This is a genomic window from Nocardiopsis camelliae (assembly GCF_028993595.1).
In the GTDB taxonomy this organism is placed as follows: domain Bacteria; phylum Actinomycetota; class Actinomycetes; order Streptosporangiales; family Streptosporangiaceae; genus Nocardiopsis; species Nocardiopsis dassonvillei.
In genome coordinates, this window is record NZ_CP118614.1 from 4745411 (window position 1) to 4762176 (window position 16766).

Sequence of the window (16766 nt, forward strand, 5' to 3'; positions counted from 1 at the left end):
GTGGCGGGCCGGGCGCGCGGCCCCGGCGGACACCGGTCAGAGGGTGTCCACCCAGTTGGCCAGGATGCGGGCGCCCGCGTCGCCGGACTTCTCCGGGTGGAACTGGGTGGCCCACAGGGGTCCGTTCTCGACGGCGGCCACGAACGGCTCGCCGTGCTCGGCCCAGGTCACCCCGGGCGCGGGGATGCGCTCGTTGGTGGGCGTGAACTCCCACTCGCGCACGGCGTAGGAGTGCACGAAGTAGAAGCGGTCCTCGGGCCCGATCCCGGCGAAGAGCCGGGTGTCCTCGGGCGGGCGGACGGTGTTCCAACCCATGTGCGGAACGACGGGCGCGCGCAGGCGGTCCACCGTGCCGGGCCACTCGCCGCAGCCCTCGGTGACCTCCTCCCCCGCCCCGGTGTCGGAGCCGGCGCGCTCCACCCCCCGGTCGAAGAGGACCTGCATGCCCACGCAGATGCCCAGGACCGGGCGCCCCCCGGCCACGCGCCTGCCGATGATCCGGTCGCCGCCCGCGGCCCGCAGGCTGGACATGCACGCGCTGAACGCGCCCACGCCCGGGACGACGAGGCCGTCCGCGTCGAGGGCGGCGTGCGGGTCGGAGGTGACGGTGACGTCGGCTCCGGTGCGCTCCATCGCGCGCTGCGCCGAGCGCAGGTTGCCGGAGCCGTAGTCGAAGACGACCACTCGTGACGGCATGGTGCTGCCCTTCCCCTTCAGAAGTAGTCCAGGCGCAGTACGCCGGAGGCCAGCGCGAGCGCCGTGCATCCGGCCAGGACGACTGCGAGGGGCCGGTTGACCCTCCACAGGGCGTACGCGCCCCCGGCGAGGAAGCCCCCGAGCACGATGAGGGCGATCCCCCACAGGTATCCGTCCATCTACAGGGCGCCCTTGGTGGACGGGATGCCGCTGACGCGCGGGTCGTCCTCGGTGGCCGCGCGCAGGGCGCGGGCCAGCGCCTTGAACTGGCACTCGACGATGTGGTGGGCGTTGCGGCCGTAGGGCACGCGCACGTGCAGGGCGACGCGGGCCTGGGCCACGAACGACTCCAGGATGTGGCGGGTCATGGTGGTGTCGTAGTCGCGGCCGATCAGCGGGGCCATGCCCTCGGGCTCGCTGTGCACCAGGTAGGGGCGGCCGGAGACGTCGACGGTGACCTCGGCCAGGGCCTCGTCCAGGGGCACCTTGGCGTCGGCGAAGCGGCGGATGCCCCGCTTGTCGCCCAGGGCCTCGCGGAAGGCCGCGCCCAGGGCCAGGGCGGTGTCCTCCATGGTGTGGTGGGAGTCGATGTGCAGGTCGCCCTCGGTGCGCACGGTCAGGTCGAACAGGCCGTGCTTGGCGAGCTGGTCGAGCATGTGGTCGAAGAAGCCGACGCCGGTGGAGACGTCGGCGACGCCGGTGCCGTCCAGGTCGATCTCGACCAGGACCTTGGTTTCCTTGGTGGTGCGCTCGACGCGTCCGGTGCGGCTCATGGTGGTGGGACTTCCTCGCTCGGTGCGGTGGGTGCGTGGCCCGGCCGGGTCGGGCCGGGCGGCGGTCTCGGGGTCGGCGGGCAGGGCTCAGCGTCCGGTGGCGCGGAGCAGGGCCCGGCGGAAGGCGGCCATCTCCTGCGGGGTTCCGACGCTGACGCGCAGCCACCCGGGCGGGCCGGTCTCGCGGATGAGGACCTGCTGGTCGAGCATGTCCTGCCAGACGCGGGTGCGGTCCTCGAACTCGCCGAACAGGACGAAGTTGGCGTCGGACTCGGCGACGGAGAAGCCCTGCCCGCGCAGCCAGGCGACCAGGGAGTCGCGTTCGGCGCGCAGGTCGGCGACGGCGGCGAGGAGTTCGTCGGCGTGGTCGAGCGCGGTGAGCGCGACCGTCTGGGTGACGGCGGACAGGTGGTAGGGCAGGCGGACCAGCTGGAGGGCGTCGACCACGGCCGGGTGGGCGGCCAGGTAGCCCACGCGCGCGCCGGCCAGGGCGAAGGCCTTGGACATGGTGCGCGAGACGATGAGCCTGGGGTGGTCGGGCAGCAGGCTCAGCGCGCTGGGCGTGCCCTCGCGGCGGAACTCGGCGTAGGCCTCGTCCACGACCACGACGCCGGGGGCCGCCGCCAGGACGCGCTCAGTGTCGGCCAAGTCCAGGGCGGTGCCGGTGGGGTTGTTGGGCGAGGTGAGGAAGACGACGCTGGGCTGGTGCTCGGCGATGGCGGCCAGGGCGGCGTCCACGTCGACGCGGAAGTCGGCTCCGCGCGGCACGGACACCCAGGCGGTGCCGGTGCCCCGGGAGATGATCGGGTGCATGGAGTAGGACGGCTCGAAGCCCATGGCGGCCCGGCCGGGGCCGCCGAAGGCCTGGAGGATCTGCTGGAGGACCTCGTTGGAGCCGTTGGCCGCCCACACCTGGTCGGCGGTCAGGCCGTGGCCGAGGTAGGCGGCCAGGCCCTCGCGCAGGCGGACCGCGTCCCGGTCGGGGTAGCGGTTGAGGCCCAGGGCGGTGTCGGCGACCGCCTCGGCCAGCGCCTTGGCCAGGCGCGCCGAGGGCGGGTGCGGGTTCTCGTTGGTGTTGAGCACCACGGGCACGTCCAGCTGCGGCGCGCCGTAGGGCGAGCGGCCGCGCAGGTCGTCGCGCAGGGGCAGGTCGTTCAGGGTGAAGCTCACGGTTGCACGCTCATGGTCGGTCGGAGGCGGGCGGGGCGTGCGGGTCGCGGCCGGTGCGGCCGCGGGGCCCGCGCGCCCGGGTTCCCGCCGGGCGGGTGGCCTTCGGGTTCAGGCCTGTTCCGTGCGCGCGGCGACGGCCTCGCCGTGCGCGGGCAGGTCCTCGGCGTTGGCCAGGGCGATGACGTGGTGGGCGACGTCGGTCAGCGCCTCGCGGTCGTACTCGACCACGTGCACGCCGCGCAGGAAGGTCTGCACGCTCAGGCCGCCGCTGTGGCAGGCGCAGCCGCCGGTGGGCAGCACGTGGTTGGACCCGGCGGCGTAGTCGCCCAGGGAGACCGGCGAGAAGTCGCCGACGAAGATCGCGCCCGCGTTGCGCACGCGCGCGGCCCACGCGGCGGCGTCGGCGGTCATGACCTCCAGGTGCTCGGCGGCGTAGGCGTTGACGACGGCGAGGCCGTGGTCGAGGTCGTCGACCAGGACGATGCCGGACTGCGGGCCGGACAGGGCCTCGCGGACGCGGTCGCCGTGCTTGGTGGCGGCCACGCGTACGGCGAGGCGGTCGGTGACCGCCTCGGCGAGCGCCTCGTCCGGGGTGACCAGGACGGAGGCGGCGACGATGTCGTGCTCGGCCTGGCTGACCAGGTCGGCGGCGACGTAGTCGGGGTCGGCGGTGGCGTCGGCGAGGATCGCGATCTCGGTGGGACCGGCCTCGGCGTCGATGCCGATGACGCCCTTGAGCAGGCGCTTGGCCGCGGCCACCCAGATGTTGCCGGGGCCGGTGACCATGTCGGCGCGCTCGCAGGGGCCCGCGCCGTAGGCGAACATGGCCACGGCCTGGGCGCCGCCGACGGCGTAGACCTCGTCGACGCCGAGCAGGGCGCAGGCGGCGAGGATGGTCGGGTGGGGCAGTCCGCCGAAGGCGCTCTGGGGCGGTGAGGTGACCGCCAGGGAGCGGACCCCCGCCTCCTGGGCGGGGACGACGTTCATGACGACGCTGGAGGGGTAGACGGCACGGCCGCCCGGCACGTAGAGGCCGACGCGGTCGACGGGGATCCACTTCTCGGTGACGGTGCCCCCGGGCACGACGCGGGTGGTGTGGTCGGTGCGGCGCTGGTCGCGGTGGACCGCGCGGGCGCGGCGGATGGACTCCTCCAGCGCGGCGCGCACGGCGGGGTCGAGGCCGTCCAGGGCGGCCTCGATCGCGTCCTTGGGCACGCGGATGTCGGTCAGTCTGACGCCGTCGAAGCGCTCGGTGAGTTCGACCAGGGCCTCGACACCGCGATGGCGCACGTCCTCGCACAGGGGGCGTACGCGCTCGGCGGCGGCCGCCACGTCCAGTTCCGCGCGCGGAAGGGCCTGACGCGGGTCGCCTTGGGTGCCTCGGAGGTCGATTCGACTGATCACGGTCCCAGTCTAGGGGGAAGTGCCCATTCGGTGGGCGGCGCCGTCCGGATGATGGACGCCACACGCGCGCCACCGGCGGGTACGCGTCGGCGCGGGAGGGGCCGGCGGGGTGGAACGCGTTGCGCCCGAATAAGTGCGCCCTAAGTTTGGGACACCTAACCTTATTAAGCTTCAGAAAGGCTTGCCTAAGAAATTCGAGTCACATCGATAAATGTCGCGAAATGCTTTTCCATGCGTTATCGTGTGCTCATGACTTCGAACAAGAGCAGCGATATCGGCCTTTCCAAGTTCCACCGGCTCCTCGTCGACCAGGTTCGGCACGAGTTCACGGCCTCGCACCAGTACGTGGCCATCGCCGCCTGGTTCGACGACCACGACCTGCCCCAGTTGGCGCGGGTCTTCTACGAGCAGTCCCTGGAGGAGCGCGACCACGCGATGATGATCGTGCGGTTCCTCCTGGACACCGACGTCCCGTTCTCCCTTCCGGGCGTGGACGAGATCGAGACCGATTTCGCCGTGCCCCGGGACCTGGTCGCCCTGGCCCTTCGCCAGGAGCGCGAGGTGACCGACCAGTTCCAGCGCCTGGCCAAGGTCGCCCGGGACGAGGACGACTACACCGGCGAGCAGTTCCTCCAGTGGTTCATCCAGGAGCAGACCGAGGAGGTCGCCAAGATGTCGACCCTCCTCAACGTGGTGGACCGCGCCAACGGCAACCTGTTCCACGTGGAGGACTTCGTCGCCCGGGACATGCCCAGCGAGGACAGCGGCAGCCAGGACGCGCCCGGCACCGCTGGCCCGTCGGTCTCCTGACCCCGCGCCCCGGACCCCCGGACGCCCTCGGGCCGCGGGGGCCGGGACCGGCCGGGGACGCGCCGCCGGTTTCGGCGCCCGCGTTCCCGGCATGAGGGGCATACTGGAACCATGCCCTTGGCCCTGCCGATCTTCCCGTTGAACACCGTGCTGTTCCCCGGTATGACCGTTCCCCTGCACGTCTTCGAGCGGCGCTACCGCCGCCTGGTCGCGGAACTGCTCGGGCCCACCTTCGCCCAGGGGGACGAGATCGGGCGCGGCCGGGGCCCGCTCCGGTTCGGCGTGGTGTGGATCGAACTGGGCCAGGAGGTGGCCTCCGAGTCCGGCCAGGGCGCCGGCGGCGCCGACACCGGGACCCCCACCACCGGAGGGCCGGGCACCTCGCTGCCCCGGATCAGCGCGACCGGGTGCACCGCCCTGGTCCGCGACGTGCGCACCTACGAGGACGGCCGCTACGACCTGGTCGTCGAAGGCGGCGCGCGGTTCTCCATCACCGACCTGTCGCAGGTGGACGCCTCCTCCCCCGAGGAGTACTCGACCGCGTCGGTGGCCTTCCTGCCCGAGCCGACCGGCCCGGACGTGGAGGAGCACGCCGAGCGGGTGCGCGACCTGTTCGGGACCTACTCCCAACGCCTGGCCTCGATCGGGATGTCGCCGGACGCCTCCCCCGAACTGCCCAAGGACCCCATCGCACTGTCCTACGCGGTGGCCGCGGCCGCGGTCCTGGACCAGGCGGAGAAGCAGCGGATGCTGGAGGCCGAGGACGCCGCGACCCGGCTGGCCGTGACCGCCCGGTTCCTGCGCCGGGAGAACCGCATCGTGGCCGCTCCCACACTGCCCAACCTTCCCGCGGGCCCCTTCCTCAACAACGGCGTGTCCTTCAACTAGGGGACCGCGCGGCGCGTTCGCCGGTCCCTTTCCGGGCCGAAGGTCCCGATACCGGTGCCCAGTGGAGGAAACACCGGGTTTCCCCGCATGCCTGCGCGCAGCCCGCCCCGTGTTGGCCTAGCCTGCTGTGCGAACCGGTGCGGCGTGCCCGGGGCCCGACCCGGGCTGTTGCGACGCACGCGCCAGCGCGTTCGCGCGCGGAGAAGGAACCAGGTACTCAATGAGCGCAAAAGCCACACCAGCGACCGTGGCCGCCGGACGGACCAAGACCACGTACACGCTGCACCCCTACGAGGTGGACGGCTCCTCGGACGGGCACTCCTACGGCACCGACGCGGCCGACGCGCTCGGCGTCCCCCACGAGCACGTCTTCAAGACGCTGATCGCCGAGGTGGACGGACAGCTCACCGTCGGGGTGGTGCCCGTCAGCACCACGCTCGACCTCAAGGCGCTGGCCGCCGCGGTCGGCGGCAAGAGGGCCGCCATGGCCGACGCGGCACTGGCGGAGAAGGCCACCGGCTACGTGCGCGGCGGGATCAGCCCCCTGGGCCAGCGCAAGCGCCTGCGCACCGTGATCGACGCGTCGGTGACCGGACTGCCCACGGTCTACGTCTCGGCCGGGCGGCGGGGTCTGCAGATGGAGCTCAAGCCCCGTGACCTGATCACGCTCACCGAGGCGGTCACCGCGCCGATCGGCGCCTCCTGATCCCCGACGGGGACCGTTTCCGAAGACGTGCACGGGCTGTTGCCGGGTCACCTACCCAGGGGTAGTTTCGTGACATGAGTAACATTTCATCCCCCTTTTCCTCTGTTCCCGGTATGTTCCTCTCCCGCGTCGCCGAGTCCCCCGACTCCGAGGCGTTCAGCTACCCCCTTCACGGCGCTTCCGGCGCCTCCGAGAAGTGGGAGACCCTCACCTGGTCCCAGACCCGCGACCGGGTGCGCGACATCGCGCTGGGCCTGCACGACCTGGGCGTGACCCCCCAGGCCCGGTGCGCGATCGTCTCCAGCACGCGCGTGGAGTGGATCCTCGCCGACCTGGCCGTGCTGTGCGCGGGCGGCGCCTCCACCACCGTCTACCCCTCCTCCACCCCGCCCGACTGCGCCTACATCGTCTCGGACTCGGGCAGCATGGTGGCCTTCGCCGAGAACGACGAGCAGGTCGCCAAGCTGGTCGACCAGCGCGCGCGGATGCCGGGGCTGTCGCGGGTGATCGCCTTCGAGGGCGCGGCCGGGGGCGACGACGACTGGGTGATGTCCCTGGAGGAGCTGGCCGCACGGGGCTCCGGACTCCACGCACAGGACCCCGACCTGTTCGAGGCCCTGGTCGCGGCGGTCGCACCCGACCACCTGGCCACGCTGATCTACACCTCCGGCACCACGGGCAGACCCAAGGGCGTGCGCCTGGACCACGCGAACTGGCTCTACGAGTCCCAGGCCATGGCGGACCTGGACACCGAACTGCGCGCGCGGGGCTGGGACCTGATGGGCCCCGACGACGTCCAGTACCTGTGGTTGCCGCTGTCGCACGTGTTCGGCAAGCTCATGCAGGTCAGCCAGCTGCGGATCGGCTTCCGGACCGCCGTGGACGGCCGCCCCGAGCGGATCGTGGACAACCTGGCCGTCGTGCGGCCCACCTTCATGGCCGCTGCCCCGCGCATCTTCGAGAAGGTGTACAACCGCGTGGTCATGCAGGCCAAGGAGGGCGGCGCGGCCGGGTACCGGATCTTCCGGTGGGCCGCGGGGGTGGGCGACCGGGTCGCCCGGCTCAGGGAGGAGGGCCGCGAGCCCGCCGGCCTGCTCGCCGCGCAGTACCGGGTCGCCGACAGGCTCGTGTTCGCCGGGCTGCGGGCGCGCTTCGGGGAGCGGCTGAAGTTCTTCATCTCCGGCAGCGCTCCGCTGTCCCCCGAGATCGGCCGGTTCTTCTACGGCGCCGGGATCGTCATCCTGGAGGGTTACGGGCTCACCGAGACCAGCGCCGGGACGTTCGTCAACCGGCCCGGCGACGTGCGGTTCGGCACGGTCGGGCTGCCCATGCCCGGCACCGAGGTGCGCATCGCCGAGGACGGCGAGGTCCTCATCCGGGGCGGCGGTGTGATGCGCGGTTACCACAACCTCTCCGGCGCCACGGAGGAGGTGCTCACTCCGGAGGGCTGGTTCGCCACCGGAGACATCGGCGCCCTGGAGAACGGCCGCCTGCGCATCACCGACCGCAAGAAGGAGCTGATCAAGACCTCCGGCGGCAAGTACGTGGCGCCCCAGATCATCGAGAGCCGCTTCAAGGCGCTGTGTCCCTACGTCAGCAACCTGGTCGTGCACGGCGACCGGCGCCCCTACTGCGTGGCGCTGGTGGCCCTGGACCCCGAGTCGATCGACGCGTGGGCGCAGGAGCACGGGCTGGGCCACCTCGACTACACGGGCCTGACGCAGGAGCCCAGGGTCCGGGAGATGGTGCAGGAGGCCGTGGACGAGCTCAACCGGGGCCTGCCCCGGCACGAGACCGTGAAGAGGTTCGCGATCCTGCCGAGCGACCTGACGGTCGAGGAGGGCGAGATGACGCCCAGTCTGAAGATGCGGCGGCGGGTGGTGGAGGACAGGTACCGCGACCTGCTCGACGGCATGTACGAGGAGACCGTCCGCCGGTTCTGAGGACGGGAGCGGAGGCCGGGAGCGGGGGTCAGCCGCGGGGGTCCTCCGGCCCCGCCTGGTCGTGCTCGGCCGGGATCGGCTCGCCGGGGGTCGGGTGGGCCGCCGGGCCCGCGTCCGGGCCGGGGCCGACCTGAGCCCCGGAGTCGGCCTGCGCCCCGGGGCCGACCGGTGCCGCGGACTCAGCGTGCGTTTCCTCTTCCGGATCCCGCCGTACGAGCTCCTGCCGGGGCACGCCGGGCAGGTCGCGGCGCACGAAGCTGATCGCGTCGAGCAACCCGTACTGGAGGACGAACACCAGGGGCCAGATCAGCAGGAAGGCGGTCGCGTCGAGCTGGAGCCCGGTCTGCACGGCGGCGCCGGGCTCGGCCGCCTCGACGGCGGCGTGCGCCGGACCGTCTAGGGCCACACCGACGCGCCAGGTGAGCACGGCCCCGCCCAGCGAGCCGAGGAAGCCCGCGACCAGGCAGACCATGCGCAGGTCCTGGAAGCGGCGGCGCGACAGCGGGAACTGGGCCATGTAGGCGGTGTAGCCCGCGACCAGTCCGGTGAGGGCGGTGATGAGGGCGAACCAGCCCTCACCCGCGAACACGTCCTCGGTGGTCCCGGTGAAGACCTCGCCCCCGCCCAGCGCGGTGCCCTCCGCGCGCGGTGCCAGGCCCCACCACAGCGGCCCCAGGACCGCGCCCAGCAGGAGCAGGGCTCCCAGGACGCACGCCCCCACGACCAGTCGGCGTGTCGGCGCCGACGTCTCCCCCCGGTTGCGGTCCGCCATCTCCCCCACTCTCCCGCGCCCCGTCCCGGCCTGCGGAAAACCAGTGGATACGGGGCATAGCCGGAACGGAGAATACCGGCATGAGCGACAAGAACAGCCCTCTCGCCGTCCCCGGTCTCCAGCGTGTCGAGCCGCCCAAGGCCGCCGACGAGCGCACCATGCTCACCAGTTGGCTGGACTGGCACCGCGCCACGGTCCACGCCAAGTGCGCCGGGCTGTCCCCCGAACACGCCGCCGCCACTCCCCTGCCGACGTCCCCGCTGATGAGTGTGGGCGCCGTCGTCTCCCATCTGCGCTGGGTGGAGCACGCCTGGTTCGAGGTGATCCTGCTGGGACTGCCCGACGAGGGCTACGCCACACCGGAGGACCCCGACGCCGAGTGGCGCCGGGGCGGAGAGGTCCCCCTGGACCGGCTCCTGGAGGAGTACGAGGCCCAGTGCGCCCGCTCCCGGGAGATCACCGCCCGGCTGGAACTGGGTTCGGGCTCGCGGCGCGCGCACAGCGGTGAGGGGCACACCACGCTGCGGTGGGTGCTGGTGCACATGGTCGAGGAGACCGCCCGCCACAACGGCCACCTGGACGTCCTGCGCGAGCTCGCCGACGGGACGACGGGCGAGTAGTCCGCGTGTCGGGTGCGGGCCGCGCGTCCGGTAGGACGGCGGTGTCGGGCGACGGGGGTGCCGACCGGCAGGGGCGCTGACGCAGCGGGGGCCCGGGGACGTGTTCGCGTCCCCGGGCCCCCTGCCCCGTCACCGGTCGGTGCCCGGTGCCTCAGTCCTCGTCATCCCCCGGGGCGGAGGCGCTGTCGACCGCCTCCTCCTCGGCGAGGATGAGGTAGAGGCCCCGCCGGGTCTCGGCCAGGAGCCGTTTGGCCCGCTCCAGCTGGTCGGCGCTGCCCGCCTGGGCGACCTGCGCCGCGGCCGCGGTGAGCTGGTGGGCCAGGGCCGCGACCTCCTCGTACCGGGACCGGCTGTCGGCGTAGGCGTCGGCGACCGCCTCCCAGGGCGGGGTGAGGTCGGCGCCGTGCTCCTCCAGGTGGGCGATGCCCTCCTCGGTGAGCCGGTAGGGGCGCCGCCGCCCCTCACCCTCCTGCTGGACGACCAGCCCCTCGTCCTCCAGCTGCTGGAGCATGGGGTAGACCGAGCCCGGACTGGGCCGCCACATGCCGCCGCTGCGCTCGCGGCCCTCGCGGATGATCTCGTAGCCGCTGCGCGGCTCCTCCGCGAGCAGCAGCAGGATGCCGGTGCGCACGTCGCCCCGCTTGGCGCGGTGTCCGCCCCGGCGTCGGCCGCCGGGGCCGCCTCCCGGGCCGAACCCCCCGCCCGGTCCGAAACCGCCGGGACCGAAGCCGCCGAAGGGGTGATCGTGACCGAAGGGCCCTCCTGCCCAGGGCGGCCGTCCCGGCCCCGTCGGGGGCTCGGGGGGCGGAGGCGGGCCGGGCGGGCCGAACGCGAACCGTCCACCGCCGCGCCGGGGGCCGCCGTGGCCGGGGTGTTCGGGGTGTCCGTGTCGTTCCTCCTCGGGCTGACGGACCCAGGGAAGGCGCGAACGGCGCGGTCCGCGCGCCTCCCAGGACCAGGGGCCGGGCAGTGCCATGGCGCTCATGGTGTTCTCCTTGAGGTTGTGCGATACAGAGCGACTGTCATGCTCTGTTCTGATAGCTCAAAGATATATCGCTAACTTCGTCCTGGCAAGAGCGGGCACGAAAAAGGTCCCCGCACGCCCGGGGGCGTGCGGGGACCGTGGGGTCCGGGGACGGTGGTCAGTAGTCGACCGCGAAGGCCCCCAGCAGGCTCTTGACCTCACCGTTGAACTCCGGGGAGATCCGCACCGAGTAGCGGTCCACCGCGTAGACCCGCGACCGGACCGGGTTGTCCACCCGGATCCGCACGGGGGTGTCCCCCTTGTGCGTAGCCAGCACCTGGCGCAGGTCGCCGACCAGCTCGGGGGTCAGGCGGTCCTCCGCGACCGTCAGCAGCACCGGGGGCTCCCCCTCGGTGACGTGCGAGATGTCCAGGATCGACATCTCGGAGGCGAACATCGACCACGTGCCGTCGCGGTCGTTGAGCCTGCCCTTGACGGTGACCGCGGTGTCCTCCAGCAGGGCCTGCACGTACAGCGGATAGGTCTTGGGGAAGAACAGCACCTCCATCGAGGCGTCCAGGTCCTCGACCGTGGCGATCGCCCACTGGTTGCCCGCCTTGTTGGTGCGCTTGTCCACCTTGGAGATCAGGCCGGAGATGCGCACCTCACCGCGTTCGCGGGCCAGCTCGCCCGCAACGATCTGGGCGATGGAGGTGTCGCGCGAGCGGGCCAGCACCCGCTCGGCCCCGGCCAGCGGGTGGCTGGAGACGTACAGGCCCAGCATCTCCCGCTCGAAGGCCAGCTTGGTCTTGCGGTCCCACTCCTCCTCGCCCCAGTTGATGTTGAGGCCGATGGGGGTGGAGTCGCCGTCGTCGCCGCCGCCGAACAGGTCGAACTGGCCGTGCGCCTCCTGCTTCTTGGAGCTGATCATGCCGTCCACCGCCGTCTCGTGGTGGCGGTACAGCTCGCGGCGGGGCTGGCCGAGCGAGTCGAAGCCGCCCGCCTTGACCAGCGACTCGATGACGCGCTTGTTGCAGGCCGCCAGCTCGATCTTGGACAGGAAGTCGGTGAAGGAGCTGAACTTGCCCTTCTCCGTACGGGTCTTGACGACCGAGTGGACGACGTTGGCGCCGACGTTGCGGACCGCGCCCATGCCGAAGCGGATGTCCTTGCCCACCGGGGTGAAGCGCAGACCCGACTCGTTGACGTCGGGGGGCAGCACCTTGATGCCCTGGGTCCGGCACTCGGCCAGGTAGATCGCCATCTTGTCCTTGTCGTCGCTGACCGAGGTCAGCAGCGCGGCCATGTAGGCGGCGGGGTGGTTGGCCTTGAGGTAGGCGGTCCAGTAGGAGACCAGGGCGTACCCGGCGGCGTGCGACTTGTTGAACGCGTACCCGGCGAAGGGCAGCATGACGTCCCACAGGGCCTGCGTGGCCTCCTTGGAGAAGCCGCGGGCCTCGGCCCCGGGGAAGAACTTGGCCTCCTCCTCCTCCAGGGCCTCCTTCTTCTTCTTGCCCATCGCGCGGCGCATCAGGTCGGCGCCGCCGAGGGTGTACCCGGCCAGCTGCTGCGCGATGGCCATGATCTGCTCCTGGTAGACGAGCAGGTGGAAGGTCTCCCCCAGGATCGGCTCCAGAGCGTCCTTGAGCTCCGGGTGGATCGGGGTGACCTCCTGGCGGCCGTTCGAGCGGTCGGCGTAGTCGTTGTGCGCGTTCGCCGCCATCGGACCGGGCCGGTACAGCGACAGCACGGCCGCGATGTCGCCGAACTTCTTGGGCTCCATGCGCTTGAGCAGGTTGCGCATCGCGCCGCCGTCCAGCTGGAACACGCCCAGGGTGTCGCCGCGCGAGAGGAGCTGGTAGGTCTTCCTGTCGTCCAGGGGGAGCTTGCCGAGGTCGATGTCGATCCCCTCGGCCTCCTTGATGGACTTGACCGCATCGTCCATGATCGTGAGGTTGCGCAGGCCCAGGAAGTCCATCTTGAGCAGGCCCATGTCCTCGCACTGAGGATAGGGAAAGCCCGTGATGATGGCGCCGTCGGTGTCGCGCTTGTGCAGCGGGATGACGTCGAGCAGGGGTTCCTTGGACAGGATGACGCCCGCGGCGTGCACGCCCGTGCCGCGGGTCAGGCCCTCGATACCGCGCGCGGTCTCCATCACCTTGGCGACCTGCGCGTCGTTGTCGACGAGGCTGCGCAGCTCGGTGGTCTCACCGTAGCGCTCGTGCTCGGTGTTGGTCACCGCCTCCAGCGGGATCTCCTTGCCGCCGACCGCGGCGGGGAAGGCCTTGGTGATCTGGTCGCCCACCGAGTAGGGCATGCCCAGGATGCGCGTGGAGTCCTTGACCGCGGCCTTGGCCTTGATGGTGCCGAAGGTCAGGATCTGCGCGACGCGCTCGGCGCCGTACAGGCGGGTGACGTACTCGATCATCTCCCCGCGCCGACGCTCGTCGAAGTCCAGGTCGACATCGGGCATGGTGACGCGCTCGGGGTTGAGGAACCGCTCGAACAGCAGCCCGTGCTCCAGCGGGTCCAGGTCGGTGATGCCCAGGACGTAGGCGATCATCGACCCCGCCGCCGAACCGCGCCCCGGGCCCAGCGCGATGCCGTTCTTGCGCGCGTACTGGCAGATGTCGGCGACCACGAGGAAGTAGGCGGGGAAGCCCATCTCGTTGATGATGCCGAGCTCGAAGTCGACCCGCTGCCGGATCTCGCCGTTGATCCCGTCCGGGTAGCGGGTGGGCAGGAGCCGATCGACCTCCTTGGCCAGCCAGGAGGCCTGGGTCTCCCCCTCGGGCACGGGGAAGACCGGCATCAGGTCACGGTGGGCGAACACAGCGTCGTAGGCGCCCGGGTCGACGCGTTCGGCCACCAGCAGGGTGTTCCTGCACCCCTGCTCCCACTCCTCGAAGTTGAGGATGCCGCGCATCTCCTCCGCGGTCTTGAGGTAGTAGCCCGACCCGTTGAACCGGAAGCGGGTGGGGTCGTCCAGGTTCTTGCCCACGCCCACCGCCAGCAGGGCGTCGTGCGCCGAGGCCTGGGACTCGTACACGTAGTGGGAGTCGTTGGTCACCAGCGGCGGGATGTCCAGCTCGCGGCCGACCCTGAGCAGGCCGTCGCGGACCTCCTTCTCGATGGGCACGCCGTGGTCCATCAGCTCCAGGAAGACGTTCTCCTTGCCGAAGATGTCCTGGAGCCCGGCCGCGTAGGCGACGGCCTCCTTCTCCTGGCCCAGCCGCAGCCGCGTCTGCACGCCGCCCGAGGGGCAGCCGGTGGAGACGATGATGCCCTCGCTGTACTCCGACATCAGCTCCAGGTCCATGCGGGGCTTCATGTAGTAGCCCTCCATGGACGCCAGCGAGGACATCCGGAACAGGTTGCGCAGGCCCTTCTCGTTCTGCGCCAGCATGGTCATGTGCAGGTATCGGCCGCCGCCGGAGATGTCCTTGCCGCCCTCTGCCGAGGCGTCGTCGGAGCCGCTGGACCGCCCCCAGAAGACCCGCTTCTTGTGGAAGCGCGACTCGGGTGCGACGTAGGCCTCGATGCCGATGATCGGCGTGACACCGGTGCCCTTGGACTGCTGGTAGAACTCGTAGGCCCCGAACATGTTGCCGTGGTCGGTCATCGCGACCGCGGGCATGCCCAGCCGCGCCGCCTCCTTGAAGAGGGGCTTGAGTTTGGCGGCCCCGTCGAGCATCGAGTACTCGGTGTGGACGTGCAGATGGGCGAAGGAGTCGGCCATGGCTCGGGTGCCCCCAGGAGGGTCGGTGGACAGGTGGTGACTCCTGAGCCTACGACTTTCCCGCGACACTCGCAGACCCCTGTGGACAACGTGTCCGATCCGCCGTCCTGACCCATCGACGCGGGATGGGCGTGGGCTGAGGAGCAGGTGCGGAACGGGTGTGGACAGGTCTGGAATCCACCGGTTGGTATATCTCTCGGCCCGTGGTCCCCGGTTTTCCACAGGTAGCGGTTGGGGGTGTCCCGGGGTTGGGGCGGAGTGGTTTGCTGGAAATAGGGGGGATCCCACCCAGTAGGTTTTTTGGCATGCCCTGGAACGCTCTTCGTTCAATAACGGTAATGGATCAAGGGGTAGGGAGGGGCCGTCCACAGGGCCCCTCCCTACGCTATTCCCGTTGGGGGTTTCTGGCGGCAACGAAAGCGCGCCAGCTGCCGCGAAAGGGTGCGGGCTGCGGGGAACGGCGGGCGCCGGGTGGGGGCGTGGGCGACCGACGAAAAGCGGCACCAAAGGCGGGAGCGGCTACCGGAGGGCGACCAACGCCCGGGGTGTGGGGGTGGTCGGGCTCTGCCGCGTCGGCACCAACGGCCAGCAGGCCCTCCGGCCTCGGGCAACGATCCTGACCCCTGCGGTCGGGGGCGGCATCGCCGAGGTCAAGGTGGCATTCTGAGCGCACCTTTTCGGACACCTTTTGGGCCGCCCCCATTGCAGACTATGAGGCAAAAGCATCCTCCAGAAAGAAAGTCGGCAATTGATGCTGTGAATAGTGGAGGAATGACGGCCGCTGGCCTATAATAAGAAGTATGGAGATGATGACCGCAGCGCCCGAGGCGGCCCCCGGGGAATGTTCCCCGGCCGTGGCCGCGCTGGCCGGTGCGCGCGAGATCATCGACCAGACGTTGAACACCGACGTGCCGCCCGGAGCGGACGAGAGCGCCGCTGAGGAGATCGCGGCGCTGTGGGTCCAACTGGACCAGATCCACTACCAGGCGTTGGCGCAGATGGCGCGCCTGTACGCGCGGGGTGAGGTGGCCCGCTACAGCGGCTACTCCACCTTGGACAAGTGGTTGGTGCACCACGGCAAGTTGCCCACCTCCCAGGCGAAGGATTTGGCGCGGCTGGCCCAGCATGTGCACGAGGAGACCTTGCCCGCCACGGTGGAAGCGGTGGAGACGGGCGTGGTGGGGTTGGGTGAGGCGGTGGTGATCGCCAAGGTCACCGACAAGGCCGTCCAGGTGCGCGATGAGGACTACTTTCCTGACCAGGCGCAGTACCGGCAGGGGTTCGAGTCGGCGTTGGTGGCCGCGAAGGTGGAGCGGCCTGCGTTGTCGGTCAACCAGCTTCAGTCGGTGGCCCGCCAGGTCGCGCATCGTTTGGACCCCCACCGCCTGGACCGCGACCACGAAGCTGCTCACGCCTCGCGTGGCCTGGTCGTGCATGACACGTTCCAGGGCAGCTACCAGCTCCAAGCGTGGGGCGGCAGTGGGGATGCGTTGATCGTGCGCGCGGCCATCGACACCTTCACCACCCCACCCTCGGACGAGGACACGCGGTCGCGGTCGCAGCGGGAGCATGACGCGCTCATCGCGGCGCTGCGTTTCGCCACCACCCACACCGGATGCGCCAACGCCCCCGCTCCACTGGCGCAGATCCGCATCGTCGTGCCGGTGCAGACCTACCTGGACACCCAGGGCCAGGAAGTTCCGGCGCTGGACGAGCGCGGACGGGTGGTACCGGTCGGGGTGGTGCACGAACTCGCCGCCGACTCTGAGGTGGTGCGGATGCTCACCGCCCCGCCCACCGGGCAGGTCCTGGATGTGGGCCACAGCCGACGGTTGGCCTCAGCCCGCCAGCGCACCGCCGCCTTCCACGGACACACCACCTGCGCCCACCCAGGCGGGTGCGAAGTCCCGGTGGCCCTCTGCCAGGCCGACCATGTCACCTCCTTCTCTCGGGGCGGGCGCACGGTGGTGGCGAACCTGCAACCCTTGTGTGGGCCGCACAACCGGGCCAAGTACCAACGCGAACTCCGCACACACCAGCGGCGAGGACAGGATCATCCGCCCGACAGAATTCTGGTTCCACCGCCCCGGGAATGACCCCGGCCGGGCCGGTCCCCGGCATGCTCACACCCGCCAAGCGGCCCGGGCCCTGCCGCCAGCCGTCGTCGCTGCCACCGTCGCCCACCCCCGCCACAGGGGCCGGTCGCGCTGCCCCAGGCCCGCCACTCCCGCCGCCTTTGGTGCCAACGCAGCAAAGCCCCACCACCCCCGAACGCCAACCG

At 71.2% G+C, this 16766-nt stretch carries 14 protein-coding genes; 6 read left to right on the forward strand and 8 right to left on the reverse strand.

Annotation, left to right across the window (positions count from 1 at the left end; genetic code table 11):
- Positions 1 to 36: 36 nt before the first annotated feature.
- The 5 genes from hisH to hisD form a co-directional block, all read right to left on the reverse strand.
- Entirely contained in the window at positions 37 to 696 is a 660-nt protein-coding gene (gene hisH, locus PV789_RS20680; RefSeq protein WP_274974147.1) for an imidazole glycerol phosphate synthase subunit HisH, read from the reverse strand.
- Between the two features lie 17 nt (positions 697 to 713).
- Positions 714 to 875 carry a CG2302 family histidine operon protein gene (locus PV789_RS20685; protein ID WP_013154204.1) on the reverse strand — a complete coding sequence of 54 codons (162 nt, stop codon included), beginning with the start codon at positions 873 to 875 and terminating at the stop codon, positions 714 to 716.
- The gene (hisB, locus tag PV789_RS20690) at positions 876 to 1469 is read right to left on the reverse strand and encodes an imidazoleglycerol-phosphate dehydratase HisB (protein WP_026338663.1); all 594 of its coding nucleotides are present in this window, start codon (positions 1467 to 1469) and stop codon (positions 876 to 878) included.
- Positions 1470 to 1556: 87 nt separating this feature from the next.
- Positions 1557 to 2639, reverse strand: a complete 1083-nt coding sequence (locus PV789_RS20695; protein WP_274974148.1) for a histidinol-phosphate transaminase — start codon at positions 2637 to 2639, stop codon at positions 1557 to 1559.
- Between the two features lie 108 nt (positions 2640 to 2747).
- Positions 2748 to 4043, reverse strand: a complete 1296-nt coding sequence (gene hisD / locus PV789_RS20700) for a histidinol dehydrogenase (protein WP_274974149.1) — start codon at positions 4041 to 4043, stop codon at positions 2748 to 2750.
- Positions 4044 to 4292: 249 nt separating this feature from the next.
- Here hisD and PV789_RS20705 point away from each other — a divergent pair, with 249 nt between their 5' ends.
- The 4 genes from PV789_RS20705 (at position 4293) to PV789_RS20720 (ending at position 8390) form a co-directional block, all read left to right on the forward strand.
- On the forward strand, positions 4293 to 4853 hold the full coding sequence (locus PV789_RS20705) for a ferritin (protein ID WP_274974150.1): 561 nt from the start codon (positions 4293 to 4295) through the stop codon (positions 4851 to 4853).
- Between the two features lie 111 nt (positions 4854 to 4964).
- Entirely contained in the window at positions 4965 to 5741 is a 777-nt protein-coding gene (locus PV789_RS20710; protein WP_274974151.1) for an LON peptidase substrate-binding domain-containing protein, read from the forward strand.
- Positions 5742 to 5961: 220 nt separating this feature from the next.
- Positions 5962 to 6447: a Cys-tRNA(Pro) deacylase gene (ybaK, locus tag PV789_RS20715; protein WP_274974152.1), complete on the forward strand. Its 486-nt coding sequence runs from the start codon at positions 5962 to 5964 to the stop codon at positions 6445 to 6447.
- A 74-nt stretch (positions 6448 to 6521) separates the two neighbouring features.
- The gene (locus PV789_RS20720; protein WP_274974153.1) at positions 6522 to 8390 is read left to right on the forward strand and encodes an AMP-dependent synthetase/ligase; all 1869 of its coding nucleotides are present in this window, start codon (positions 6522 to 6524) and stop codon (positions 8388 to 8390) included.
- Between the two features lie 28 nt (positions 8391 to 8418).
- On the opposite strand, the gene PV789_RS20725 is transcribed toward PV789_RS20720, so the two are convergent.
- The gene (locus PV789_RS20725; protein ID WP_274974154.1) at positions 8419 to 9162 is read right to left on the reverse strand and encodes a hypothetical protein; all 744 of its coding nucleotides are present in this window, start codon (positions 9160 to 9162) and stop codon (positions 8419 to 8421) included.
- An 80-nt stretch (positions 9163 to 9242) separates the two neighbouring features.
- On the opposite strand from PV789_RS20725, the gene PV789_RS20730 reads away from it, so the two are divergent.
- Entirely contained in the window at positions 9243 to 9782 is a 540-nt protein-coding gene (locus PV789_RS20730; protein WP_274974155.1) for a DinB family protein, read from the forward strand.
- 151 nt (positions 9783 to 9933) lie between these two features.
- Here PV789_RS20730 and PV789_RS20735 read toward each other — a convergent pair whose 3' ends face one another.
- Together PV789_RS20735 and dnaE are read right to left on the reverse strand one after the other, a co-directional pair.
- Positions 9934 to 10767, reverse strand: coding sequence for a PadR family transcriptional regulator (locus PV789_RS20735; protein ID WP_274974156.1), 834 nt, complete (start codon positions 10765 to 10767; stop codon positions 9934 to 9936).
- Between the two features lie 157 nt (positions 10768 to 10924).
- Entirely contained in the window at positions 10925 to 14485 is a 3561-nt protein-coding gene (gene dnaE, locus PV789_RS20740) for a DNA polymerase III subunit alpha (RefSeq protein WP_274974157.1), read from the reverse strand.
- 809 nt (positions 14486 to 15294) lie between these two features.
- Between dnaE and PV789_RS20745 the strand changes: the two genes are divergently transcribed.
- Positions 15295 to 16581, forward strand: coding sequence for an HNH endonuclease signature motif containing protein (locus PV789_RS20745; protein WP_274978198.1), 1287 nt, complete (start codon positions 15295 to 15297; stop codon positions 16579 to 16581).
- Positions 16582 to 16766: the final 185 nt, after the last annotated feature.